Source organism: Sulfurovum sp. UBA12169 (assembly GCA_002742845.1).
Lineage (GTDB): Bacteria > Campylobacterota > Campylobacteria > Campylobacterales > Sulfurovaceae > Sulfurovum.
Genome location: DLUH01000001.1, coordinates 589,572 through 613,975, shown reverse-complemented (window position 1 = coordinate 613,975; position 24,404 = coordinate 589,572). Strand labels below are relative to the sequence as shown.

Below are 24,404 nucleotides of genomic sequence, written 5' to 3'. Positions count from 1 at the left end.
ACAATGGCTAAAAATCAATAGCGCTGCGCCATATGAGTCAAAAAGGATAAGAATGACAAGCTACATAACACTTTTAAAGAAGAGTGAGCTTAAAGCAACATTTCAGCGGTTGCATATATTGGAAGTGGTAGATAAATACGGACATATGACAATAGATGAGATTTACGATAAGGTTATTAAAGTGCATCCTTCTCTTTCTGTGGCAACAATTTATAAAAATATCATTATCATGGTTGAAAAAGGCGTTTTGGTGGAAGTTCCTATTATGGGACGAAAGCCAAAATATGAATTGTCAAAACTTGATCATATCCATATGGTATGCACGCAATGCGGAGAGGTAGAAGATCTTTCTTGTACAAAGGAGATGAATCAAATCTTGGAGACACTTACAAAGGAAGTACATTTTATGCTAGTTAAGCAGCAATTCAACCTGTACGGCATTTGCGCCCATTGTCAATCTAAAAATGTTGTGCAAAAATAATTTTTGCACAACAAAAAATGAAACAGCTATGATTTAAAGAGCGCTGAACCGACACGCACCAGATTTGATCCGCATTTAATGGCCAATTCATAATCTTCGCTCATACCCATCGAGCAGACAGTCGCTCCCTCTTTTTTTAAATCATCAAAGATGCGGTATGTTGTTTCAAAACTTTTTTGAATGATGGCATTGTCATCGCTGTGTGCGCCGATGCTCATGATGCCTTTAAGGGCGATATGCGGACAGCTTTCTTTGATCTGCTGATATGCGTCGATAGCTTGTTGTGCTAAAAATCCTGATTTGCTCTTTTCGTTTGCACTGTTGATTTGAAGGAGGCAGTGCATTGTTTGTGCTTTGGCTCCCAGTCTTTTGTTGAGCTCTATAGCCAAATCTATACTGTCAAGCGACTGCATCAGGCTTGGATGAAGGTCTATGAGGTTGTTAATCTTGTTTTTTTGAAGTGTGCCTATCATATGCCATTCAAGAGGCAGCTCTTTTAGTGCCAGCATACGTTCTTTGAGTTGCTGAACCTGATTTTCGCCAAATGCTCTCTGTCCCAATTCATAAAGTGTGTGAATATTTTCAACCGCCGTATATTTCGCGACTGTTACCAGTTTAACAATGTGGTGTTCGCTAACACTGATACGTGCCCGCTCAATATTCCAGATGACTTCATCCAGATTTTTTCTAAGCTGTTCCTTGTCTAGTATTTGCATTAATTCCCCCATAATCTGTTGATATCATTATATAGTCCAAGCAGCATAAGCCCAAGCAAAATGCCCCATCCTGCAATCGTCATACGATACATGACAATTTCACTGGGCGCTTTTTTGCGGATCCATTCGTAAAGATTAAATATAATGTGCCCGCCGTCAAGTGCAGGGATCGGAAGCAGATTGAGTACGCCCAAATTGACCGAAATAAGCGCAGCAAAAAACAGAAGCGAAGTCAATCCCGCATGGCTTGCTTGTGCCGTCACATCTACAATGGTGATGACTCCCCCCACTTGGTCTGCCCCCACTACGCCGGTTAGCAGTTTTTGTACGCTTTGTATAATGAGCAGGCTGGCTTTTTTGGTCTCCTCCCAGGCATAGGCTACTCCATCAATAAGTCCAAAATAAACCGTTGCTTGTTTTCCTGAAGGACTGATACCGATAATACGTCTGGTAACAGTTTCGCCAAAAATATTCTTATCTTCGATACGTTTTGGAGCAAGCCAGAGAGTAACTATTTGATAATTTCGTTCGACTTCCAATACAACATCGCCGGTGCTTTCATTGATTTGTCGGCCGATCTCTTCCCAGTATCCAATCTCTTGTTCGTTAACACTGATAATTTTGTCATTTTTTTGAAGTCCTGCCTTATGGGCCGGAGTGCCTTGGCTTATCTCTCCCACATAAGGTAAAAGTTTGGGCACGCCAAGATTGGCGATGGCAAAATAGAGAAAAAAAGCTAAAAAAAAGTTTGCAAAAGGCCCTGCAAGCAAAATAATGATGCGTTGCCAAGGCTGTTTGCTGCTGTAGCTGTCTGTATCATAGCTGCTCTTGGCGGGATCAGCATCATCTTGCCCTTTCATTTTCACATAACCGCCCAGAGGAATGGCAGAAATGCTCCACTGGGTTTTGCCTATCATTTTTGAATACAGTTTTTTACCAAATCCGATACTAAAAACCTCTACATGCACACCCAAAAAGCGTGCAGCGGCAAAGTGCCCCAATTCGTGGAAAAATACCAATGCCGATAAAACTAAAAGTGCCACAATAAAACTCATAAAACTCCTCTGTACTGTTTAAGATAAAGATTATAGCAAAAGTTGGTGATGATTTGATTAGAAAGACCGGTGTCAAGCAATATGACACCCTATATCGATACAAAATGAATCAAAATGTATAGTTAAGAAATACTCTTGTGTTTTTGCATTTGGCTGCGTTGATTTTGTCATCGATGTGGCTGATATATGCTTCAATGCTTAAGGCATCCGAAAAAGAGTAGCTTGCTGCAAAGTCTATTTCATCGCTTTGAATGCCGCTGTTGTCTTCAAGTATAAATTTTCCGATCAAGAATGAGAGATTTTCCAAACCTACGCTCTTGGCATCCCAGGTTGCAGTATAAAAAAAAGCTTCGCCTTCGCCGTTTGCTTCGGCAAGCGTCAGATGTTCGGAACTTGTAAAAAATGGTCCTCCGCCAAAGCCATTGTCTGCAGCGTTGCCTTCGCTTTTATTGTAGGCAACCCCAAACGCAAGCCCTGCATCCTCAAATCCGACCGAAGCATCTATCCCATAAATATCGGCATTGTCTGTGCCCGGCATTTGAGCGTTTTGCAGAGCATATTGCAGATTGAAACTATAGGTTAAATCATTATATGTGTTTTCGTAGTTGGCTTCAAAATAAGCGATGTTGTCTGTTTCGTAACGGTTTAATCTATAGTCCCATGCAGATAAAGTAAGATTGCTTATGCCTTCATAGCTGACGCCCAAGAGCTGCACTCCTTCATCATCGTTGATGCGCGTAAACTCAGAAGGATTGGGTGCATCAACGCCGGCCATTTTGTGCAAATGACCAAGTGTAATCGTCGCAGCTTCTGTTATTTGGCTTACAAGCATTGCTGCTTCAAACGTATTGGGTATCATGCCGATATCATCCGTATCGGCAAAAGGGGTGTCGATCTCCTGGCGGCCAATGGTTAATGTGGCGTTTTCCCATTTTCCCTTCAGGTACGCTTCTCCTAAAATCGTATAAGAGTGATTGGCTGTATCAAAAAAAGGTATCCCGTTTCCTTCTTGTTTGCCAAGCGCATTGGTAGTGTAGAGACTTACACCTGCACTTATCGTGTAAAACGATTGCGTATCTATATGGAGTTTCCCTCCCAACGCTATATCTGTGTAGGTGTCGTCATGTTTGATATCAGTTGTTTGAACGCCTGATCGAACATAGCCCTCAACCGTGTCAATGAACGTATCGGCATGAATGATATCAAGAGTTGATATCAATAATACATTAGCAAAAAATAGTCTGGACTTCATTTTTTATTTCCTCCTTTTTATTTATAGTTTGATAATTTCTATTTTATTGGCTTCTACGGCTCTTAGGGCAATATGTGTGCCTTCTATCTCTATCTCCATGGTTTGTTTTGCCATAGAACATGTTTTAACAGCGAGTGTTTCGCCGGGTATGATGCCAAACGAAACAAAACGATCTTTGAGTATTTTGTTTGCGTTAATTTTAACTATTTGCGCCCGGTCCCCTTTGTGTAATTGACTAAGTAACATACTCTCTCCTAGATGATTAATAATGTAACACGATATGCAATAAAGCTCAATATCCATGCCGTTGAGGTAGTCATCACAAACAAGTAAAGCAGATATTTCCATCCGCCTGCTTCTTTTGCGAAAACCATGGATGCAGCCAAACAAGGCAAGTAAATCATTACAAATACGATAAAGGCTATGGCTGAAGCAAAAGGTATATTGGCTTTGATTTGTGCCACAAGGCCTTTGTTTCCTTCGTCCACGTCATCGCCCAATGCGTAGAGTACCCCAAGCGTAGAAACAACCACTTCTTTTGCTGCAAGTCCTGCTTCAAGTGCAATCGACATGCGCCAGTCAAATCCAAGCGGAGCAAAAAATGGGGCTGTTGCATGACCGATCCGCCCCAGATAACTTTCTTCGAGCAGTTTGCTTGTAAGTTCGTTGCTAAGCTGTGTCTTGGCTGCTTCGTCTGCTGCCAGTTCTATCTTGGCGGCATAGGCCTCTTCTAAGGCCTCGTTTTTGGGATAATTGCTTGCAAACCAGATCAGCATGGAAGCTGCCAAAATGAAAGTCCCTGCTTTTTTGAGATAGCTTTTGGCCTGTCCGTATACGGTGTGCCAAATAAGTTTTAAAGAGGGCAAGCGGTATTTTGGCATCTCCATAACAAAAGGTTCATCTTCTCCTTTAAACACAAAAAGTTTTAACGCTTTTGCTGCAAACAATCCTAAAATCGCGCCGGAAATATAAATAAGAAACAAGATGCTTCCTGCTTCATCTTCTGCAAAAAAAGCTCCCGCAAAAAGCACATAGATAGGCAGTCTGGCTCCGCAACTCATGAATCCAATGATAAAGAGTGTTATGAGTCTGTCTTTTTCATTTTTCAAGGCTCTAGCTGCCATGTAGGCCGGAACAGAGCATCCAAAACCTGTTACCAAGGGGATAAAACTTTTTCCGTGAAGTCCAAATTTATGAAAAAAACCATCAAGCAAAAAAGCAACCCGACTCATGTAGCCTGTAGTTTCAAGCAATGCGATACCAATAAAAAGAATCACAATATTGGGCAAAAACATTACAACGGCACCCACTCCGGCGATGGCACCATCTGCGATTAATGATCCCAAAATGCCTTCGCCAAGTATGTTTTTTGTTTGCTCTCCCAGCCAAACAAAAACAGTATCAATATAATCCATAGGCAGTGAACCCAATTCGAAAGTAAGCTGAAAAAGCCCCCACATAAAGAAAAGAAACAAAGGAATACCTAAAAATTTATTGATAAGCAGGTTGTCTATCTTTTGTGTCAAATTTTTAGCTTTCATGGACTTGACCGACATTACCTCCATCTTGGCACCTTTGGCAAAAGCAAAATGTTCATCTGCAAAAATCTGTTCCAAATCTTTGGTTTCATTGTGTAGATAGATATGGCTTAACGCTTCTCTGATTGTCGGCAGAAGTTCGATCCAAATAGGTTCATCGTGCATTTTTTTGTAGACTTCTTTGTTTTCTTGTAAAAGTCTTACGGCAAGTTGTCTTAACGGCATAGTGCTTTGATATTTTTTTTCAACAAGAAAAGATGTGATTTGTGCGATCTCTTCTTCGATAGGATCACTGTAAATCACCTTTGCTGATATGCTTTTTGTTTGATAGGCTTTGACAATGGCATGCTTTAGCGCTTCAACCCCTTCTTTGGTTGTTGCACTTGTTTTGATGCAAGGAACTCCAAGGATCTTTGAGAGCTGCTTTTCATCGATTTCAATTCCTTCTTTTTTAGCTTCATCGATCATATTGAGAACTACAATCACCTTTTTACCTGTTTCAAGAAGTTGCGTTGTAAAAAGAAGATTTCTTTGCAGATTGGTTGCATCTACAACATTTACTATGATGTCGTACTCGTCACTAAGCAAGAAGCTTTTAGTGACTTTTTCTTCTATCGTATAGTCTGTCAAAGAGTATGCACCGGGTAAATCTATGATTCTTACGTCAAAATCTTTACACTCGATTTCATCACATATTCTAAAAGAAACTTCTATTTTATCGACAGTAACACCCGGAAAGTTGCCTACTTTTAGTTTGGCATTAGAGATGGCATTGATCAGGGAGCTTTTGCCGACATTAGGTTGCCCCGCAAGCGCCACTATAATTGGTTTCATAGATAGAAAATCCTTATGGTTTTTTAAAAATATAAATGATAACTGCTTTCATTTATATTTCAATACGGCATAATACAGCTTTGATTCTTAAATTATGTTAAATTGATAGTCATTATCATAAAATAAATAATGGAAAAAATAAAGAGAAAAAGCAAACACTCTTCTATTGCAAAAGAGTGTTATGTTTAAAAGCTTGAAGCGTGCATGAGGCTAGAATTTGTAAATCGCATACAATTCAAATTGATTTACACTAGTGTCGCCCGTAGCTGCACTTTGTGTATTGGAATACACCATGCCAAGATCAACGGATTTGGTGAGTTCGTATCCTAAGATCACGTCTGTTTCATATCGGTCATTGTCGTAATCTCCGTACGACACTTCGGCAGAAAGTGCATTATAAGTTTTTGAAGCGGCTACTTTAAACGCATTGATATCGCCCGGTGTCCACTGATCTGCAACAGAACTGTTCCACGAGTTGGTGTAGAGATTATTCCAGCCAATATATGCCGTACCATTATCTGCAAGACGGTTGTATGCAGCACTTAACTCAACCCCTGAAAGCGAAGTGGAGACTTTGGCGCCAAACGCAGTTGCATCATCTCCTGTATCAAAGTCGGTATTGACAAATTGTCCTTCTACTTTTGCCTCACCAAAATCGTACCCTAGGTCCGCATATACTTGGGTATAATCCCCTGCATCTACATTGTAGAACCAAATGCTGCCGCTGAGGGCTTTGTCATCATACATTCCGCCGAACGCAAAATTATCTCCCAAAAGATCATCGTCAAATTCGCCGCTGTTGTTTGGCCGCCATTTGGTTACATAGGATCCTGCAAACGTCACATTTTCGATAGAATTATTCGTAAGCGTATAGGCTTCAAAAGATCCCGGTGCAAGCAGCCAATCATATCCTTGAAGCATCGGTGTACCAAGAAGCTGTCTTCCCGCCACCAATGTAGTGTCGGAGTAGGTTGCCGTAAGGTTTGCTATGTTGAAGTAAGCCCCCTTTTTATTATCTTCAAAATAACCGTAGGTTGAGTCTCCCGTCCCAAGCGTATTGAGATATCCTACAGCAGAAAAGTTTGCACTTAACCAATCAGCAAATTTGTGCGATACCTCCAGTGCTGCACCCAATGCAAGCTGATGATGATCTCCAAATATATCATCTGACGAATCATCGGTAATGTAATATCCTGTTAATTTACCGCTTATAGTTGTGGTGTTTAGGGTTGCCGGAGTTTCAATAACAGGCTCTACAGGAGCAATGTTTCCGCCGCCTGCCGCAACACTTACCGCGATCGTTGCCATTAGACTAAGTTTTGTGAATCGCATGTTTTCCCCTTTTTTAATATGGTAAAACAATTATGTCACAGGTATAAACAAAAAGTTGTCAAAAAATGATTAAAAAATAGGCAATTAGTGTTTCAAGTGATTTTTAATGCATTGAGGCATGTTTTAAGAAGCCTTTAGCGTATTCATAGCCGGAGTAGAGGGTAAGAATTACCGCTGCCCATAAAAGTATTTCTCCGCCGGGCCACTGCATGAGCAAGAAACCAATCGCTATCATTTGTGCAACAGTTTTTACTTTTCCCATCCATGAGGCAGCAATATCCAACCCTTCGCCTGCGGCTGAGACTCGAAGGCCGGTGATAAAAAGTTCACGTGTAATGATAAGAAATATCGCCCATTCTGAAGCGCGATCAAGCATCATTAGACCTAAAAAACCCGCAAGCGTAAGCATTTTATCGGCCAAAGGATCAAGTATCTTTCCCAGAGTGGTTATCTGGTTAAATGTACGGGCAATATACCCATCAAAAAAATCTGTAGCGCTTGCAATAACAAAAATAAAAGCAGCCATATAATCGAGCCAACTGAAGTGAATATCTGCCAAAAGAGAATTGTCGCGGTCGACCAGTAAAAAAAACATTAAAGGAGCCAGCAGAAGGCGGATAAATGCTAAAATATTTGGTACATTAAAGAGTTGAGAGGCCGACACATATCATCCTTGTTACTATAAACAATAAAAAGTTAAAAAATCAAAATATTTTAACCAAATTTACCCAAAAGACAAAGACACCTCTTTTCTTAACGAAAAGTAGTTCCTCCGTCTACCACGATGGTTTGTCCTGTGATCCAGCTTGCTTCGTCGGTGCAAAGAAAGTAAACAGCCCCTGCGATATCTTTGGGGGTACCCATTCTGTTGACCGCGGAACGCTTGATAGTCTCTGCTTTTACCTCTTCATAGTTGGTAAATGCTTTCAGGGCGTCTGTGTCTATAGGACCGCCGGAAACTGCATTGACACGGATATTCATCTCTCCTAGCTCTACGGCAGCATAGCGGCTCATTGCTTCTACGGCTGCTTTGTTGGTCCCGTGTCCGGCATAGTTTTCAATATAAATAAGATTTCCCGTACTCGACATCGTGACTACGGCGCCTCCGCCTACTTTTTCCATACGTTTTGCAGCCTCTTGGGTGCCTACAACAAACGCATTAACGGTTGCTGTATAGATATTGTTAAGACCTTTTGGTTTAAGCCGCATAAATTTTCCATATCCGCCGACAACGGGGCGGCCATAGATCATAGCATTGCTTACAAAAAAATCTACTCTGTCAAAATCTTGATCAATCGCTTCAAAAAGAGGCTTGAATTCATCGGGCTCTAAAATATTAAGCGGATAGGCTTTGGCTTTAACCTTATAGGCCTCTTCCCATTTTTTGGCGAGTTCGTTTGCAGCCTGCTCATTGCTGTTGTAAGTGAATGCGATATTGGCACCATTTTGGGCAAATTTTTCTGCAATGGCTTCACCAATTCCTTTGGTTGCTCCTGTGACAACCAGTGTTTTTCCTTTCATTTGAGACATCAATTCACTCCTGCTATTTGGTAATGCTTCATTACATTTTCTATTTTTTTCATATTCTCAGCGCTTGGTTCCACCAAAGGCAGTCGGTACTCCAGTGTATCAATGAGACCTGCTATATACATAGCCGCTTTGATCGGGATGGGATTGCTTTCGCAAAAGAGTATTTTGTTGATCTCGAAAAGAGCATCGTTAATGGCTTTGGAAGTTTTGAAATCACCTTCAAGTGCGGCATGTACAAGTTTGCTTTTTATGTCCGGCAAAAGATTGGAGGTAACCGAAGTGACTCCTTTGCCTCCGCTGGCCAAAATAGGAAAATCGATGGCGTCATCCCCGCTAAATACGTAAAGGTCCGGTATTTTTGCCAAAAGTTCAACCGTCCTTTCAATGGAACCCGTCGCTTCTTTGATGCCCATGATATTTGGAACATCATCAAAAAGCCGTTTGACAGTGTCCGGCAAAATATCAACTCCGGTTCTGCCCGGAACATTGTAGAGCATAAAAGGAACACTTACTGCTGATGCAATAGCTTTATAGTGCTGATAGAGTCCTTCTTGGGAGGGCTTGTTGTAGTAGGGGCTCACAGAAAAGATGGCATCTGCACCGCAAGCTTGAGCATGTTTTGCTATCTCTATGGCCTCATGCGTTGCGTTGCTTCCTGCTCCTGCGAGCACTTTTGTTTTAGTGCCCTTGCAGACTTCAACAGCAATTTCTATGCACCTTTTGTCTTCTTCGTAACTAAGCGTTGCGCTTTCACCTGTCGTCCCTACCGGGCAAACAGCATCAATACCGTTGTCGATTTGTCTTTGGATGAGTTTTGCAAATGTGGCTTCATCCAGCTTTCCTTTTTTAAAAGGAGTGATCAGTGCAGTGGTTGCACCTGTTATATAGTCACTCATGGGCGTTGTCCTGTAGATGTTTCTTGTTTTTTGAGTATCACGGTGGTCGAATATGAATGGTCAAAATATTTTTTAGCCACACGGCTAATATCGTCAAGCGTAATTTTATCCAAATTCTCTTCATATTTAAGCAAAGGCTCGATATTCCCTTTGACGTAATAGTCTCCGTAGAGTTCTGCTACAGAGCTGGAACTCTCCAGAGAGTAGATAAATTCTGCTTTTGTATTGATTTTAACTTTGTCTAGTTCGGATTGTGTGACATCGCCGTTTTTGAGTTTTTCAAGTTCTAAAAGAATCTCTTTTTCTACTGTTTCCGGGGCTGCATCTTGAGCGCATAGTGCCATAATGAGAAATACGCCGGGATCTTTTAGTTCCATGTTATACCCATAGATTTGATTGGCAAGCTGTTTTTCCTGCACCAGTTTTTTTTCAAAACGACTGCTTTTTCCGGCACTTAAAATGTGGCTGATGGCAGAGAGTACAATTTGGTCGCTATCTTCAAAGTTGGGAATAGGGTAGGCTATGGCTAATGTATCCACCTGATTGCTTTCTTTATGCAGGATAGCCCTTTTAGCGCCATCTATCTTGGGCTCAACTGCGATTACCTCAGGTATGTCATAATTGTTTTTGATGTCGCCAAAATATTTCTTTGCTTGAATAAATACCTCTTGCGGAGCTATATCCCCGGCCACTACCAAAATAGCGTTGTTTGGCTGATAGTAATGCTTATAAAAAGTGCGTATATCTTCTATTTTCCAGTTTAAAATATCCTCCATAAACCCTATAGGGAGCCAGTGGTAAGGGTGGTAGGTAAAATGTGTATTGAAAAGGCGAAAATAAAGATAGCCCATAGGACTATTGTCTGTACGCAAACGACGCTCTTCCGCCACAACATCCCTTTCTTTTTGAAACTCATCATCTTTAAGAAGAAGGCTACTCATAAGCTCACTAAAAAGCTCGAAAGTCATACTTAGATTTTTGCTGGCGGTTTTGATGTAGTAGTGCGTTTTGTCAAAACCTGTCGCTGCATTATCTACACCTCCATGCCCTTTGACGATCACATCAAAATCGCCTGCTTTGAGTTTGTCTGTGGATTTAAAGCTTAAATGTTCAAGCATATGCGCCATACCGCTTTTGCCCATCACCTCATTCCTGCTGCCTACTTTGTAGTAAATGTCCGTAGTGATAACGCCTGAGTTATTTTTTATAGGAATAACAACAACTTGCAACCCGTTATCTAGTGTTTCGGTAAAATGTTTTGGTAAAGAATTTGCCATGAGAATCCCTGAAAAAGCTAGCATACACGCTAGTGAAATTTTTAATTTTAAACGATTAATCAAAAACGACAGTTTGAAATCTGTTTGTATCAAGCTTTGCATTGCCTTGCTGCCTTCTGCTCTTTTGTATGTGAATTTATTTATAATCTGCACCGACAGCTTCGCTGATATGGCTGTATCCGTCTTTTTGTAAGAGCATCAAAAGTCCTTCATTGATTTCTTTAATGAGGGCGGGTCCTTTGAAAATAAGCATGCTGTAAACTTGGACCAAAGAAGCGCCCGCTTTAATGCGTTTATAAGCTTCTTCGGCCGAATCGATACCGCCTACAGAAATAAGCACCGTTTTTCCGTAAAATTCTTTACCTATGGCTTTGAAGAGTTCGTAACTCTTTTCTTTTAGCAATGCTCCGCTGATGCCCCCAAAATCCTTGGCATGAGGAGTAAGGGAGTAGTCTATGGTTGTATTGGTTGCGATAATGCCTGCTGCTCCTGCTTCAACCGCACTCTTGCAAAGCGCAATAGCCTCCTTCGGATCCATATCGGGTGCAATTTTGAGCAAGACGGGCTGAGAAGTGATTGTTTTTGCCATCTCAAAAATAGTCTTGACAAAGGTTTCATTTTGCAGATTTCTGAGTCCGGGGGTGTTGGGCGAGGAGATATTGATCACTATATAATCGCCATACTCTTTAAATGCCCTAAAAAGCGTTTCATAGTCTCTAAGCGCTTCGGTTTCAGGAGTGATCTTATTTTTGCCTATATTGATACCGACAGGATAATCAAAAAAGTAGAGCTTTTTAAGCTGCTGAAGCATATAGTAGCTTCCCTTGTTGTTAAACCCCATGGCATTTTGTATGGAATTTTCTTCAATCAGTCTGAAAAGTCTTGGTTTTGGGTTGCCGTCTTGAGGTCTTGGTGTTACTGTTCCTACTTCTGTAAATCCAAATCCCAAGATAGGCGTTGCAGCGATGTATTGAGCGTTTTTATCAAACCCTGCGCCTAAACCTACAGGATTTTGAAAAGTTTGTCCAAAGATTTTCTGCTGAAGCATGGGGTGAGTGACAAAGTATTTATTTTTAACAAAGCGTAACAGCAGAGGACAATGAGCTATAGTCATCAATCCAAACCCGGCAAAAGTGTGAGCAGTTTCGGGATCTAGTTTAAAGAGAATTTTTTTAAGATTTTGATAAGAAAAAAGTGACACTACGCTCTCCATTTACAAATAGTTTATATTCTAAAAAGCAGCAAACCAAAAAGCTTACCGTTAAAAAAGTTTAGTATGGGCATGAAATATAAATTTTTGTCTCATATGCACACTATAAACAATAGTATAGCAAATTATCAATAAAAGTAGTGTACACGCAATCTTCTTGCCCGAGAGAACAATTTTTTAATTTCGTTTTTAAACTATTTTTTATTGCAAAATCATAGTTTAGGTTGTTTTACAGAGCTTGCTGTAGGTTTTGCATTGTTGCAGCAAATCAGTATGCGAACCCCTGCAGATGATTTCTCCTTTTTCAAACACCAAAATAGTATCGGACTCTTCAATAGTGCTCAATCTGTGGGCAACAGTGAAAGTAATCATGTGGGGTTTTAGCGCTTTAAGCGCTTGCTGTATAAGCGCTTCGCTTATATTATCGAGCGCAGAAGTAGCTTCATCAAGAATAAGGATATCCGGATTTTTATAAAGTGCTCTGGCAAGAGCGATACGTTGCCTTTGTCCTCCTGAGAGATTATTGCCGTTTTCGGACAAAAGTGTAAAAATTCCCTCTTCAAATTTTTCTACAAACTCCATTGCATAAGCTTTTTTAAGTGCCCGGATAACCCTCTCTTGATCTATCTCTTCGCCATAGGCGACATTGGCTGCGATGGTATCGTTAAAAATATAGATACGTTGTGTTACATAAGCGATCTTGCGATGCAAAGAGGGAAGTGTAAAATCAGTATAATCTGTGCCATTGATAAGAATTTTTCCTTCAGTCGGATCATAAAAGCGTACAAGCAGGCTGACCAAAGAACTTTTGCCCGCACCGCTGTCTCCCACAAGAGCAATAGACTGGCCTCTTTTTGCCTCAAATGAAATATTGTTAAGCGCAGGTATGCGGCCGTATGCAAGTGAAACATTTTGGAGCATGATGGTTTGTATGCTTCCTGTAAGCACTTTATCTCCTGATATGATACGAGGCTGTTTGGCTAAAAGTTCATGCATGCGGGTGTTTGCTGTGATGGCATCCTGCGCTCTGTTGTAAAGGGCAGAGAGACGTTTGACGGGATCATAAAGCATGAAAAGTGCAGTTGCAAAGGCAAAAAAAGACCCCACGCTCATCCGCCCTTCGATCACCTCTTTGCCGCCTATGTAGATAACAATTCCTATCGCTATCGAGCCTAGAAGCTCCATGACGGGAGAGGTAAGCGCATTGGTTCTTACTTGTTTCATAATAAATTTGAAAACATTTTGGTTTTCTTTGGCGAAGCGGTTTTTTTCATACTTTTGTGATGAATTGGATTTGATGATTTCGATATTGGCAAGGATTTCTCCCAGCCTTGCCGTCATATCCGCGGTACTTTCCTGGGAGAGTTTGGAATATCTTCGCATTTTTTTAGCCAATTTTGAAAGAGGAAAAATAGCCAAAGGCATAATGATAAGAAAATAAAATGCCAATTTAGGGCTTTCATAGATCACATATCCTGTAAGCGCAATGATAGTCATTGTTTCACGCATGAGATCGGGAATAATGCCTGCGACCACCATTTGAATGCGGGAAATATCATTGGTAACACGAGAAAGTATCTCTCCTGTATGCATGCGTCTGAAAAAATCTATATCAAGATAAGTTAGATGCTCTACCAATCTGTCGCGAAGCTTTCGAACAACGTCTTGTCCGATAAAAGAAGTGTAGTAGGTTTGGATATATTTTCCTATTCCTTTAAGAGCAAAAACACCAAAGAGCAAAAAAGGCATCAGCAAAAGCATCTCTTTGTCTTTATTGATAAAAATATCATCCAATACCGGCTTGATAAGCTGCGCCGTTCCTGCGGTTCCTGCAGCAACGGCAATCATCCCCAGTACGGCAAAGAAAAAATGTTTTTTATAGCCAGCCAAATAAGGAAGATACTGTCTAAGCAATTCTTTCATCAGGCTTTTTCCCATACAGTGCCGCCGGGCGTATCCATAATGGATATCCCCATGGCTATGAGTTCATCCCGAATGGCGTCCGAGAGCGTAAAGTTTTTGGCTTTTTTGGCCTCGGTGCGCGTGGCAAGAAGTGTTTCTATTTTATTTTTAAGCACTTCATCTATACCGATTTGAAAATACTCAAACGGCTCTTTGCCTCCAAAACCAAGCAGGCTGTCTATAAAATCAATATTGGCAGTAATTTTGCTTTTGAGTTCTTTATCTTTTGGGTTAAGATCTAGTTTTTCATTGTTTTGTGCAACCATCTCATCGATAACGGAAAGTGCCATAGAAACATTTAGATCATCCGATAGAGCTTCGAGCAGGGCAGTTTTGAATGTAGTGTCCGGTGCGGAAGATTGGCTTGGGATCACACGTTTTTTGAGTCTGTAAAGTTTATCCAGTCTTTTTTTGGCCGCAAGCAGATCTTCTTCATTGAAGTTAAAATCATTACGGTAGTGTACAGAGTTGAGATAGTAGCGCAAGACTTCACCGTCATAGACGCGAAGCGCATCTTTAAGAAAAAAGCTATTGCCAAGACTTTTGCTCATCTTTTCGCCATCGATTTGAACAAAACCGTTATGCATCCAGTACTTGGCAAGCTCATGTCCTGTAGCGCATCTGCTTTGGGCGGCTTCATTTTCATGGTGAGGAAAAAGCAGATCAGCACCTCCTCCATGGATATCAATACTGTATTCATTGTTGCCGCAAAAATGCTTTTCTATCATGGCCGAACACTCAATATGCCATCCCGGACGTCCTGAAGAAAATGCAGTTTCAAAACAAATATCCTCATTGCCTTTGCATGCTTTCCACAACGCAAAATCTTTGGGGTTCTTTTTTTCGTCTGTGTGCGTGATGCGGCTTTGGTTTTCTTCATTTTCGTTCACACGATGGGAAATGTCTCCGTAATGACTGTCTTTGGAGGTATCAAAATAGACATCTCCGTTAGATACCCTGTAGGCAAATCCTTTGTTTATAAGTGTTTGTATCATTGTTTCGATAGCTTCGAGGGACTCGGTGGCCTTGGGCTCTATGTCGGCACGTCCAACGCCAAGAGCACCCATCTCTTGAAGGTATCTGTCGGTATAGAAAGAGGTGATTTCCTGCATGCTTTTGCCTGTGGCCTCTATTTTTTTGATGATCTTGTCGTCAATATCGGTAAAATTTTTTGCCATAGTAACTTTATAACCGAGATTTTTAAGAGTGCGGGAGAGCAAATCAAAGGCCAAAGCACTCCTGGCATGTCCCAAATGGGCATCGTCATAGACAGTGGGACCGCACACATAGATAGATACTTCTCCTGCTTTTATGGGAACCAGTTGAAGTTTGGTTTTTTGTACACTGTCATAGATAAACATGGGATTGACCTTCTAAAATTATAGTGCTGTGATTATAGCCAAATGTTAATTAGGATAGATTATTTAGTTTTTTATAAAAATAAGATACTATTATTTGTTAAATGGAACATACGCTGTATGGATAAATGATAAATTTTAAGGGGGGGGTATTGGATGGAAAAGACGACAAAAACAATTTACAATACAATCACAAAAGAAGAGATTCGCCGCAATACACCCATGGACAAGGGTGCTCCTTATGAGGGAGGTGCCATGATTACAGAAACAGATCTTAACGGTATCCTAACCTATGCAAGCCGGGATTTTGTCAAGATGAGCGGGTATTCAAAAGAAGAACTTATAGGCTCACCGCATAGTGTTGTGCGTCATCCGGATATGCCCCAAGGGCTTTTTAGAGGTTTATGGAAAACAATACAAGAAGGAAGAGTATGGCGGGGGTATATCAAAAATCTCAGAAAAGACGGAAGATATTTTTGGTCACTAGTTTATATACAACCAAGATTTGATAACAATAATGAGATCGCAGGATTCATTGCAAGCAGAAGAGAAGCTTATCCTCAGTCGCTTATAGAGATAGAAATCAAGTACAAAGAGCTTTTTGATGAGAGTTTTATTGATGACCCCTATTTTGCAAAAGGAGAACTTTATCATGGTGAAGGAATTGCCAGAAGGGGATAATTTAACGGATCAATCCAATCAGCCAAAGATTGATAAAATAGAAAACTAAAAGCGATCCGGCCATGCACATTATCCAATAAAGCGTTCTGATTGTATTGGTGATCTCCCAAAACCTATTCATCCCTACTTCGCGTACCGTCAGAATAAAGAGCACCCATCCCCCAATACTTCCCGCCAAAGCTAAACCCATGGCGCCAAGCGGTTTAATGAGCAGCAAAGAAGCGATGATGTTGAGAAGAAGCGAAACGGTAGCGATCTTTGCGGCTGCAGCTTGGCGATGAGAGGCATATAAAAAAAGCGAAAAAAGTTTAGCCAGACCGAAAGGCAGCAGCCCGACAAGATACATTATAAGTACATAGGAGGTTTCCATTGTATTTGCTTGTGCAAACTTCCCTCTTTCAAATAAAAGCCATATGATGGGTTCTGCCAACATGATGCCTCCCGCAGTCGCAATCCCCAGCGCAAAAGCCAAAAGCCAAAACGCATTATTTAAATTAAGGTAAGCTTCTTCGCTGCGTCCGTTTTTGACAGCTTTTGATATCGAAGGAAAAAGTGCCGTAGTTGTAGCTATCGCAATAATGGCAAGGGGAAGCTGAAATACACGATTGGCATAAAAAAGATAAGATACGGAACCTGATATCAGAAAAGTTGCCAGCATGGTATCGATGAAACTGTTGATCTGTGCAGTAGAGCTTCCCCACACCGCAGGAATGAAAAGTTTATTAAAATTTTGTTTTTCTTCCGCGATATCTTTCTTATTCCTGTAATGCCATCCGCCCAGAAGCATTCGCTGCAAGTTAAGATGCTTAAGTGAAACTATATGCGTGACAACTTGCAAGACACCCCCGACAAGTACTGAAAAACTTAAAGCATAGGCCACCGTTTTTGGGTCCTCATGCATAAAAAGAAGCAGTGCCCCGATCATGGAGAGGTTGAGTAGGGCGGTTGACATCGCCGTGGTGGCAAAATGTTCTTTGTATTGAAGCAGGGTGCCGATAAACGTAACGATAAAAATCAGATCCAGATACCAAAAGTTGATTGCGGTGAGCGGCCCTGTTTGTGCTATCTGCTCACTGCTCCATCCCCATGCAAGAAGTTTGGTTACGGGAGTCGGAAAAAGCGTGATAAGAAGAGAGGCAAGAGTAAGAAAAAGTAAAAACCTTAAAAAAATAGCCGTAGCAAAAACCCCCTTTTGTTTTGAAGCGACAAAAGAAGGCATAAACGCTTGGGTAAATGCACCTTCTGCAAAGATACGGCGAAAAAGATTGGGAAGTTTAAAAGCAATGAAAAAGATATCACTCCACAAAGAAGCCCCAAGTGCTGAAGCCATGAGTACGTCACGACCCAAGCCCGTAACGCGTGAAACAAGGATACCGAAACTGTTGGTAAATATAGATTTGAGTCGCATGCTCTTCTTTTGTGTGAAATGAAACGTATTTTATCTTAAAAGTGTTATTGTCATTCTGAAACAGTTTAATGGACACAAAATGAACAAAATGGGTCAATTTGACATATTTTATACAGACCGGAAAAAACTCTTGGTATACTTCTTTGATTTATTTTTTATGCCCCTGAGAATCTCGGGGGTGATTTAAAAGGAAAGAAATGATTGTAGGCATCGAAGGAACTCTGGAAAGAAAAGACCCCACTTTTGTGCATCTTAATGTGCAGGGAATCATCTATGAGGTAATGGTATCGATCCATACTTCAAATGCTATCAAAGAAAAAAATGTAAAACTTTTTGTGACACAGATTATACGAGAAGATGCCCACCTGCTTTTTGGGTTTATGCAGATGGGTGAGAAAAAAATGTTTGATACCGTGCTCAAGATAAACGGGGTAGGACCCAAAGTCGGATTGGCAATCTGTTCTACTTTTACCCCTGAGACATTTGCCAAAGTAGTCTCTTCCAAAGATGTGGGTATGCTCAAGCGTGTTCCGGGCATCGGACCCAAAGCAGCAAGTCGTATTTTAGTTGAATTGGCAGATTTTATTAGTGACGGCAATGCAGACGAAAACAGCTCAACGGCCATGGCAGAAGCGATGATGGCGCTGGAAAGTCTGGGCTTCAAAAAAGATGCGATCCAAAAAGCACTCAGCGGCTGCAGCGGTGATACAAGCACTATAGTAAAAGAAGGACTTAAAAAGCTTCAGCGGCTTTAAAAAGAAGTGTATTTTTAGAGTTTATCCTCATTATCCACGCTTAAAAATCATTGATTTGACATCTTGGCCTATTATCTGGCCCACAACATCACATTTGACGATAAAAAGAAAATAGATTGCACGGTTGGCTGTTTGATAAAGACTTTCAAAGTTCCCCATTCCTTTGGCAAGTACGATATCGGCACGGTCGAAGATCTCTTTGGCTTTCGTATTGGATTCTTTTAAATCATAACCTGGAGTCTGAACGCCCGTGTCGACAATATTGGCGCAATCAGCCAAGAGAACGGCTTCATTTTTTGTTATATCATTAATGATGGGTTTTCCTCTGACAAAATAGTATATTTTGATATGGTAGTGCTCTTTGATTGTTTCTATGAGCAGTTTATCAAAGATGTGTTCTCCCGCGTTGTCGCCGATAATGACCATCTCTTTTGCTTTTTTTAACTCTTGTTCAAATAAGGAAAAATCATCAATGGCAAACGGCTGACTGAAATGATTTTGAATCATCTCTTTGAGATCAAACTGTTTTTGTGCGCCAAAATCAATCACATTTCCGATCGCCGATAGTTTAATGGCATCGCTGATGGTTTTGACAAAGGAGGTATCTACTTTGAGCGCTTCTTTTGTAGCATATATTTTAGACAATAATACAGGGTCATCATTTTGGGTAATTTCGGAGATAGCATGATAAATATCTTTGGCAATTTGAGGCGGTGTATGTGACATATCGCGATCTATAAGGATCTGTGCCGCTTTGTTAAGAACTTTTTTGGTTTCAGTGTCATCCAGATCTAAGAGTTTTGAAACTTTTAATGCCTGGTTAAGCAGACAGGTAATGCAATCGGGTTTAATATTCAAAATTTTCCCTTCTTGGTTGTATGGAATTATTATAGCATTGGAGTATTGATTTTATAATAAATATTTCATTTTCTTATGACAAAAAATCCCTGTTTGATTTTGTTGCGATAGGCTTGCCAAACATCAAGTTTGCGTTACCACTCTTCGCGCTTCAACAAATTTTTCTCTGTAAGTTCCATGTGTAATGGGAGAGACAATAATGCCGTCTTTTTTGGAGGCGGCATGGATAAACTTTCCTTCTCCGATATAGATACCCACATGCGTAACAGGTATGCCGCGTTTTTTATCGGTTAAAAAGAAAAGAAGATCTCCTTTTTGAAGGCTATTGATATCAATCGGTTGGCCTTTTTTAGATTGGGCATAGGCTGTCCGGGGAAGATCAATACGGTGTTTTTTATAAAGATACTGTACATATCCTGAGCAGTCAAACCCTTGCGGAGTGGTACCTCCCCATATATAGCGCCCTCCCTTGTAGTATTTGGCATCTTTTAAAAGCTGTTTTTTGTCGGACTCAGAGAGATGATAGGTTTTGCCTGCTTTTTTGGCTTCTGCTTTTTCATGGGCAATACGTTCTTCTCTTGCTCGTGCGGCTTGTGCCATTCGGGCAAGATTTTCGGCACGATGAAGTTCGTCATAGATAGCCTGAAGAGAGTATTCGGTTGTTTTTTGGTTGATAAAAGCATTTTCAGTATGTTGAAGATTTTTGCTATGAAGTATTTTTCCGTTTTTGTCTGTTATCACAAAGAGATTGCTATACGCTAAAGAATAAAAAAGCAAAAAAGCAACTAAAACCCTCATTTTCTCATTCTCTGTCTTTTTTATAATTATAGCACAGAAAATCAAAGACAAAGAGCAGGTTTATGTGATGCAATTGGCTATAATGTCATCATGGATAAAGAGCTCATTATTATAGGCGGAGGAGCAAGCGCATTGATGCTCGCTTCCGTGCTTCCGAGGCAATCGGCACTACTGATAGAGGCTAATGGCAAAGCAGGAGCCAAGATGCTGGTCTCCGGCGGGGGGAAATGCAATATCACCAACCAGAGGATGGACAGTGCTTTTTATGCAGGAAGAGACAGTTTTATCAAACAAAGTCTCAGGGCATTTGATCAAAAAGCTCTTTTGGCATGGATAAAACAGCGAGGCATTGATCCTGTTGTAAAAAAAGAGGGCCAGTACTTTTGTCCCAACAGCGCTAAAGAACTTTTGGAAATTTTTAACAAAGAAAGCAAAAAACAAACGATACTTTTGGATGAAAAAGTATTAAAAGTCAGCAAAAGGGGAGACTATTTTAGTGTTAAAACCGACAAAAGAGTGCTAACCTCCAAGATTGTCGTGGTGGCATCGGGCGGATTGAGTTATCCCATTCTTGGCGCAAGTTCTATCGGATATGAAATTGCAGCTTCTTTTGGGCATACGATTGTAAAAACAGCGCCGGCATTGGTAGGGTTTACTGTACAAAAAGAACAGTTTTTTTTCAAAGAACTCAGCGGTACTTCGGTAGAGGTGGAGATCAAGGTGGCAGATCAGCTTTGCAGGGGGCCGCTTCTTTTCGCCCATAAAGGCATCAGTGGTCCGGCGATTTTGGATGCTTCTTTGTATTGGGAAAAAGGAAATATCACTATAGACTTTTTACCCGGATTTTCCTGGAGCACTGTACGCTCAAGCAAAAAGCAGCTCACTTCTATTTTTCCTTTTCCTAAACGGGTTGCCAAGGCATTTTTGATACAATTGGGAATCGAAGATAAAATGGGCTCCAAACTCAGTCTGGATGAATTAAAACGGTTGGAGACCTTGAGTCATTACAGTTTTGCACCGGCAGGCACATTTGGATACAGCAAGGCCGAGGTGACCAGAGGCGGTGTATGTACCGATGAAGTGGATGCAAATACGATGATGAGCCTGAAAAGCGACGGGTTGTATTTTATCGGGGAAGTGCTTGATGTGACAGGAAGACTTGGCGGATATAATTTTCAGTGGGCATTTTCAAGTGCTTACAACTGCGCTAAATCGTTAAAAATTAAAAGATAAAATCACAAAAATTAAAATACAATGGTATATTATGGCATCTAAAGAAATTATTTACAAAAACAATAGCTATCAACTCTCTTATGAGTTGGCAAATCCGAGTGAGCAGGATGTTTTTCTTGTGCTTCATGGATGGGGAAGCAGTAAAGAGATCATGAAGCAAGCATTTGGGCAAACGCTCAAGATGTACAAACATATCTATCTGGATATGCCCGGTTTTGGCAAAAGCTCCAACAACTCTATATTGACAACCAAAGATTATGCACAGATTGTGAAGCTTTTTTTGATGGAGTTGCGGGTTTCTCCAAAGATTATTATGGGTCACTCTTTTGGCGGGAAGGTTTCTGTGCTGCTGGATTCTCCTTGTTTGGTTTTGCTTTCCTCTTCGGGGGTGCTTGTGCCAAAGCCCTGGAACGTGCGAATAAAAATCGCACTCTTTAAATTGCTCAAGCCGCTAGGGATACAAAAATTGCGTCAAATATTTGTCAGTGATGATGCCAAAGGGATGAATCACGAGATGTACGAAACCTTTAAAAACGTGGTGAACGAAGATTTTGAAGCCAATTTTGCAAAAACTCAAAGCAAAACACTTCTTTTTTGGGGCAAAAAAGATACGGCAACACCGTTATGGACAGCCGAAAAAATAAAAAGCCTAATACCCAAAAGTTCGCTTTATCCGCTTGAGGGGGACCATTTCTTTTTTTTAAAACACGGTACCTTTATCGCACAGACCATAGAAACACAATGCAAGGAAACACACCTATGATACTTCTTGATATTTTTGCCTATGCGCTGTTCATCGCAGCAATGGGATATTATGTGATCACCAATCTCCAGTGGTATAGCTATAAGCTTGAACGTGTGGTGCTGCATCATACAAAAACATGGTGGCATTTTGTCTATTTTCTTATACCGTTTGCGATTTACATGCTTATACACTATACGACTTCATATGCCTTTGTTGTCGTTGCGATATATCTGGGTGCGCTGTATGGTTGGTATAGGGGGCTGGACAAACCTTTGGTGTTTACCGGAAGAGTTAAACGCTTTTTTGCCGTACTCTTTTTTGTGGCCTTTTTTATTGTTTTAGTGTTTCATCATTTTGGAGTTATTATCCCGCTTTTGATTGCATACTTTGTTTCATCGTTCATTGAGAAAATGCTTTTCAGCGGGTTTAAACTGAAGGCAAAAAAGAAGATAGAATCGATGAAAAACCTCACAGTAGTGGGTATTACTGCAAGCTACGGAAAAACAAGTATCAAAAATTATGTAGAGCATCTTCTTAAAGCCAAGTATAAAACCTATGCAACACCTCGTTCGGTTAATACTCTGGGGGGAGTGCTGAAGGATATCAATGATGATCTTCCTGAAGATACAGAAGTGTATGTGGTGGAGATGGGTGCCAGAGGCGAGGGGGATATTGCAGAAATCAGCACTTTTGTCAATCCTCATTATGTGGTTGTAGGCAAGATCGGTCCTGCACATATTGAGTATTTCAAGACACTTGAAAATATCCGCAATACCAAGATGGAAATTCTTCGGACAAACAGACTCAAAGAGGCATGGATACATGAAAGTGTGAGGGTAGAACCTCAAGAAAATATTCACTCTTTTGGTCCAGATATTACGGAAATTGAAGCAACCCTCGAGGGGACGAGTTTTACGCTTGAGGGTGTACGCTATACGGCCGGTATCTTGGGTGCATTTAATGCGATGAATCTTGCGGCGGCAGTGAAAGTAGCCAAAGCATTTGGATTGAGTGATGCGCAGATACAGCAAAAATTAAGCACACTCAAATCGGTCGATCACAGATTGCAGCGCATCGATGCGGGAGGTAAAATAATTCTTGATGACAGCTTCAATGGCAACATCGACGGGATGATGGCGTCATTCGATTTAGCAAGCACTCATAAAGGAAGAAAGGTGGTTATTACCCCGGGACTTGTTGAGGCGGATGATGCACTGAACATCCAAGTGGCACAAAAAGCCAACGAAGTATTTGATGTGGTGGTGGTGACGGGTGATCTCAATTATGGGATATTTAAAACCTGTGTAGATGCAGATAAACTGGTAAAACTTTCTGCCAAAAGCGAGATGGAAGCAATGCTGATAGAGCAGACGCGTCCGGGTGATCTGATACTTTTTGCCAATGATGCTCCGAGTTTTATATGAAATATAGCAAGAAAGGCTGGCCGATGCGCATTGCGGCAGGGATGATATTGTTTGGATTTGCTGTAGCTTTGGCCTCAGAAGTAAAACTTACAGATAGGCAAGCGGAATATATCGCGCAAAAAGTATGGCAAAATGAAGGGGCCGGGCAGGATAAATATCTTGTGCATTGGAATGACGGAGAAGATTTTGCCTCTGTAGGGATCGGACATTTTATTTGGTTTAGCGCAGGGCATAGTGAGCGCTTCCGTGAAGTCTTTCCGATGGTGTTGGCGTATCTGGAACATAAGGGTGTGAAGATGCCCCCATGGCTTAACAGTAAAACGCCTCTGCCTTGGGGCAATAAAGAATCATTTTTTCATGCCAAAAATACCAAGAGCAAGCAATATAGGGAGTTATTTGCTTTTCTGAAAGAGACACAATCCCATCAAGCAAGATTTATGGCAAAACGACTCAATGAGGCTTTACCTCAAATGCTTGAAACTTTAAATGATCCTAAGCAAAAAGCTCTTATCAGGAAACGTTTTGATGAGGTGATGCGCCACCCTGACGGTTCTGTCAATGAGCGAGGGATTTATGTGCTTTTGGATTATACTAATTTTAAAGGCGAGGGTACCTTGGAAAGTGAACGCTACAAAGGAGAAGGATGGGGGCTTTTGCAAGTGCTTGAGCATATGGATCCAAAAGAACCCTATAAGCTTAAAGCTTTTGCCGATGCCGCCAAAGCGATGCTTGATAGACGCATCAGAAATTCGCCCCCTGCGCGGGGCGAAGAGCGTTGGCGCAAGGGATGGTTTGTGAGACTTGATACGTACTGGAAATAGTTTTTTTGAGATAAATACTATCGGTAACGAGGGGTAAAAATATATTTGATTACGTTTGGATACGAGAGAGGCGATAAGCACATGTGCGGGATGATGAAGTTGGGAGCGGGTAAAATAAACAAAAACAATCTCCTTTCTAAAATGAGTAGAAAAGATAGCAATAAATGAAATTAATAGATCTTTCGTATTACGTGGACCGTCTCTCCAAACACTCAGGGTACATAGCTGCGGTGCTCGTTG

23 protein-coding genes are annotated in these 24,404 nt (G+C 41.0%); 7 read left to right on the top strand and 16 right to left on the bottom strand.

All coding sequences use genetic code 11. The annotated features are described in order from the left end of the window. The first annotated feature begins 52 nt into the window (after positions 1-52). Entirely contained in the window at positions 53-481 is a 429-nt protein-coding gene (locus CFH81_03210) for a transcriptional repressor (protein DAB41316.1), read from the top strand. A gap of 26 nt (positions 482-507) precedes the next feature. Here the strand turns inward: CFH81_03210 and CFH81_03205 are convergent, their stop codons facing one another. From CFH81_03205 to CFH81_03145, 13 genes are all read right to left on the bottom strand, one after another. Beyond that, complete coding sequence (locus tag CFH81_03205; GenBank protein DAB41315.1) at positions 508-1,209, bottom strand: YggS family pyridoxal phosphate-dependent enzyme; 702 nt, start codon at positions 1,207-1,209, stop codon at positions 508-510. Beyond that, positions 1,197-2,252, bottom strand: coding sequence for an RIP metalloprotease RseP (locus tag CFH81_03200; GenBank protein DAB41314.1), 1,056 nt, complete (start codon positions 2,250-2,252; stop codon positions 1,197-1,199). Before CFH81_03200 ends, CFH81_03205 begins: the two co-directional genes overlap by 13 nt. Positions 2,253-2,361: 109 nt before the next feature. Continuing rightward, positions 2,362-3,504: a hypothetical protein gene (locus CFH81_03195; protein ID DAB41313.1), complete on the bottom strand. Its 1,143-nt coding sequence runs from the start codon at positions 3,502-3,504 to the stop codon at positions 2,362-2,364. A gap of 21 nt (positions 3,505-3,525) precedes the next feature. Beyond that, positions 3,526-3,750, bottom strand: a complete 225-nt coding sequence (locus tag CFH81_03190) for an iron transporter (protein ID DAB41312.1) — start codon at positions 3,748-3,750, stop codon at positions 3,526-3,528. Positions 3,751-3,758: 8 nt separating this feature from the next. Beyond that, on the bottom strand, positions 3,759-5,876 hold the full coding sequence (gene feoB / locus CFH81_03185) for a ferrous iron transport protein B (protein ID DAB41311.1): 2,118 nt from the start codon (positions 5,874-5,876) through the stop codon (positions 3,759-3,761). A gap of 210 nt (positions 5,877-6,086) precedes the next feature. Beyond that, entirely contained in the window at positions 6,087-7,208 is a 1,122-nt protein-coding gene (locus CFH81_03180) for a hypothetical protein (protein ID DAB41310.1), read from the bottom strand. A gap of 103 nt (positions 7,209-7,311) precedes the next feature. Further along, a complete protein-coding gene (gene pgsA / locus CFH81_03175) occupies positions 7,312-7,872 on the bottom strand; it encodes a CDP-diacylglycerol--glycerol-3-phosphate 3-phosphatidyltransferase (GenBank protein ID DAB41309.1) in 561 nt (186 codons plus the stop codon). A gap of 89 nt (positions 7,873-7,961) precedes the next feature. Next, positions 7,962-8,741 carry a 7-alpha-hydroxysteroid dehydrogenase gene (locus CFH81_03170; protein DAB41308.1) on the bottom strand — a complete coding sequence of 260 codons (780 nt, stop codon included), beginning with the start codon at positions 8,739-8,741 and terminating at the stop codon, positions 7,962-7,964. Next, complete coding sequence (locus CFH81_03165; protein ID DAB41307.1) at positions 8,738-9,634, bottom strand: 4-hydroxy-tetrahydrodipicolinate synthase; 897 nt, start codon at positions 9,632-9,634, stop codon at positions 8,738-8,740. Before CFH81_03165 ends, CFH81_03170 begins: the two co-directional genes overlap by 4 nt. Next, complete coding sequence (locus tag CFH81_03160) at positions 9,631-10,983, bottom strand: peptidase M16 (protein DAB41431.1); 1,353 nt, start codon at positions 10,981-10,983, stop codon at positions 9,631-9,633. Before CFH81_03160 ends, CFH81_03165 begins: the two co-directional genes overlap by 4 nt. Before the next feature lie 64 nt (positions 10,984-11,047). Continuing rightward, positions 11,048-12,124, bottom strand: a complete 1,077-nt coding sequence (locus CFH81_03155; protein DAB41306.1) for a dihydroorotate dehydrogenase (quinone) — start codon at positions 12,122-12,124, stop codon at positions 11,048-11,050. Positions 12,125-12,340: 216 nt separating this feature from the next. Then, positions 12,341-14,044, bottom strand: a complete 1,704-nt coding sequence (locus CFH81_03150; GenBank protein DAB41305.1) for an ABC transporter permease — start codon at positions 14,042-14,044, stop codon at positions 12,341-12,343. After that, positions 14,044-15,444 (bottom strand): cysteine--tRNA ligase, encoded by a 1,401-nt coding sequence (locus CFH81_03145; protein ID DAB41304.1) that lies wholly within the window; start codon positions 15,442-15,444, stop codon positions 14,044-14,046. The genes CFH81_03150 and CFH81_03145 overlap by 1 nt, the downstream gene beginning before the upstream one ends. Before the next feature lie 153 nt (positions 15,445-15,597). On the opposite strand from CFH81_03145, the gene CFH81_03140 reads away from it, so the two are divergent. Next, positions 15,598-16,122, top strand: coding sequence for an aerotaxis receptor Aer (locus CFH81_03140; protein ID DAB41303.1), 525 nt, complete (start codon positions 15,598-15,600; stop codon positions 16,120-16,122). Position 16,123: 1 nt separating this feature from the next. On the opposite strand, the gene mviN is transcribed toward CFH81_03140, so the two are convergent. Then, entirely contained in the window at positions 16,124-17,530 is a 1,407-nt protein-coding gene (gene mviN, locus CFH81_03135; GenBank protein ID DAB41302.1) for a murein biosynthesis integral membrane protein MurJ, read from the bottom strand. A 197-nt stretch (positions 17,531-17,727) separates the two neighbouring features. On the opposite strand from mviN, the gene CFH81_03130 reads away from it, so the two are divergent. Further along, positions 17,728-18,285 (top strand): Holliday junction branch migration protein RuvA, encoded by a 558-nt coding sequence (locus tag CFH81_03130; protein DAB41301.1) that lies wholly within the window; start codon positions 17,728-17,730, stop codon positions 18,283-18,285. A gap of 30 nt (positions 18,286-18,315) precedes the next feature. On the opposite strand, the gene CFH81_03125 is transcribed toward CFH81_03130, so the two are convergent. Then, the gene (locus tag CFH81_03125) at positions 18,316-19,143 is read right to left on the bottom strand and encodes a hypothetical protein (GenBank protein ID DAB41300.1); all 828 of its coding nucleotides are present in this window, start codon (positions 19,141-19,143) and stop codon (positions 18,316-18,318) included. A 123-nt stretch (positions 19,144-19,266) separates the two neighbouring features. Beyond that, positions 19,267-19,941, bottom strand: coding sequence for a hypothetical protein (locus CFH81_03120; protein ID DAB41299.1), 675 nt, complete (start codon positions 19,939-19,941; stop codon positions 19,267-19,269). 87 nt (positions 19,942-20,028) lie between these two features. On the opposite strand from CFH81_03120, the gene CFH81_03115 reads away from it, so the two are divergent. Genes CFH81_03115 through CFH81_03100 form a run of 4 tightly spaced genes read left to right on the top strand, consistent with a single transcriptional unit; the run spans position 20,029 to position 24,164 of the window. Further along, complete coding sequence (locus CFH81_03115; GenBank protein ID DAB41298.1) at positions 20,029-21,174, top strand: aminoacetone oxidase family FAD-binding enzyme; 1,146 nt, start codon at positions 20,029-20,031, stop codon at positions 21,172-21,174. 31 nt (positions 21,175-21,205) lie between these two features. After that, positions 21,206-21,937: a 2-hydroxy-6-oxohepta-2,4-dienoate hydrolase gene (locus CFH81_03110; protein DAB41297.1), complete on the top strand. Its 732-nt coding sequence runs from the start codon at positions 21,206-21,208 to the stop codon at positions 21,935-21,937. Next, complete coding sequence (locus tag CFH81_03105) at positions 21,934-23,343, top strand: UDP-N-acetylmuramoylalanyl-D-glutamyl-2, 6-diaminopimelate--D-alanyl-D-alanine ligase (protein DAB41296.1); 1,410 nt, start codon at positions 21,934-21,936, stop codon at positions 23,341-23,343. The genes CFH81_03110 and CFH81_03105 overlap by 4 nt, the downstream gene beginning before the upstream one ends. A gap of 23 nt (positions 23,344-23,366) precedes the next feature. Further along, entirely contained in the window at positions 23,367-24,164 is a 798-nt protein-coding gene (locus CFH81_03100; protein ID DAB41295.1) for a hypothetical protein, read from the top strand. The last annotated feature ends 240 nt before the right edge of the window (positions 24,165-24,404 follow it).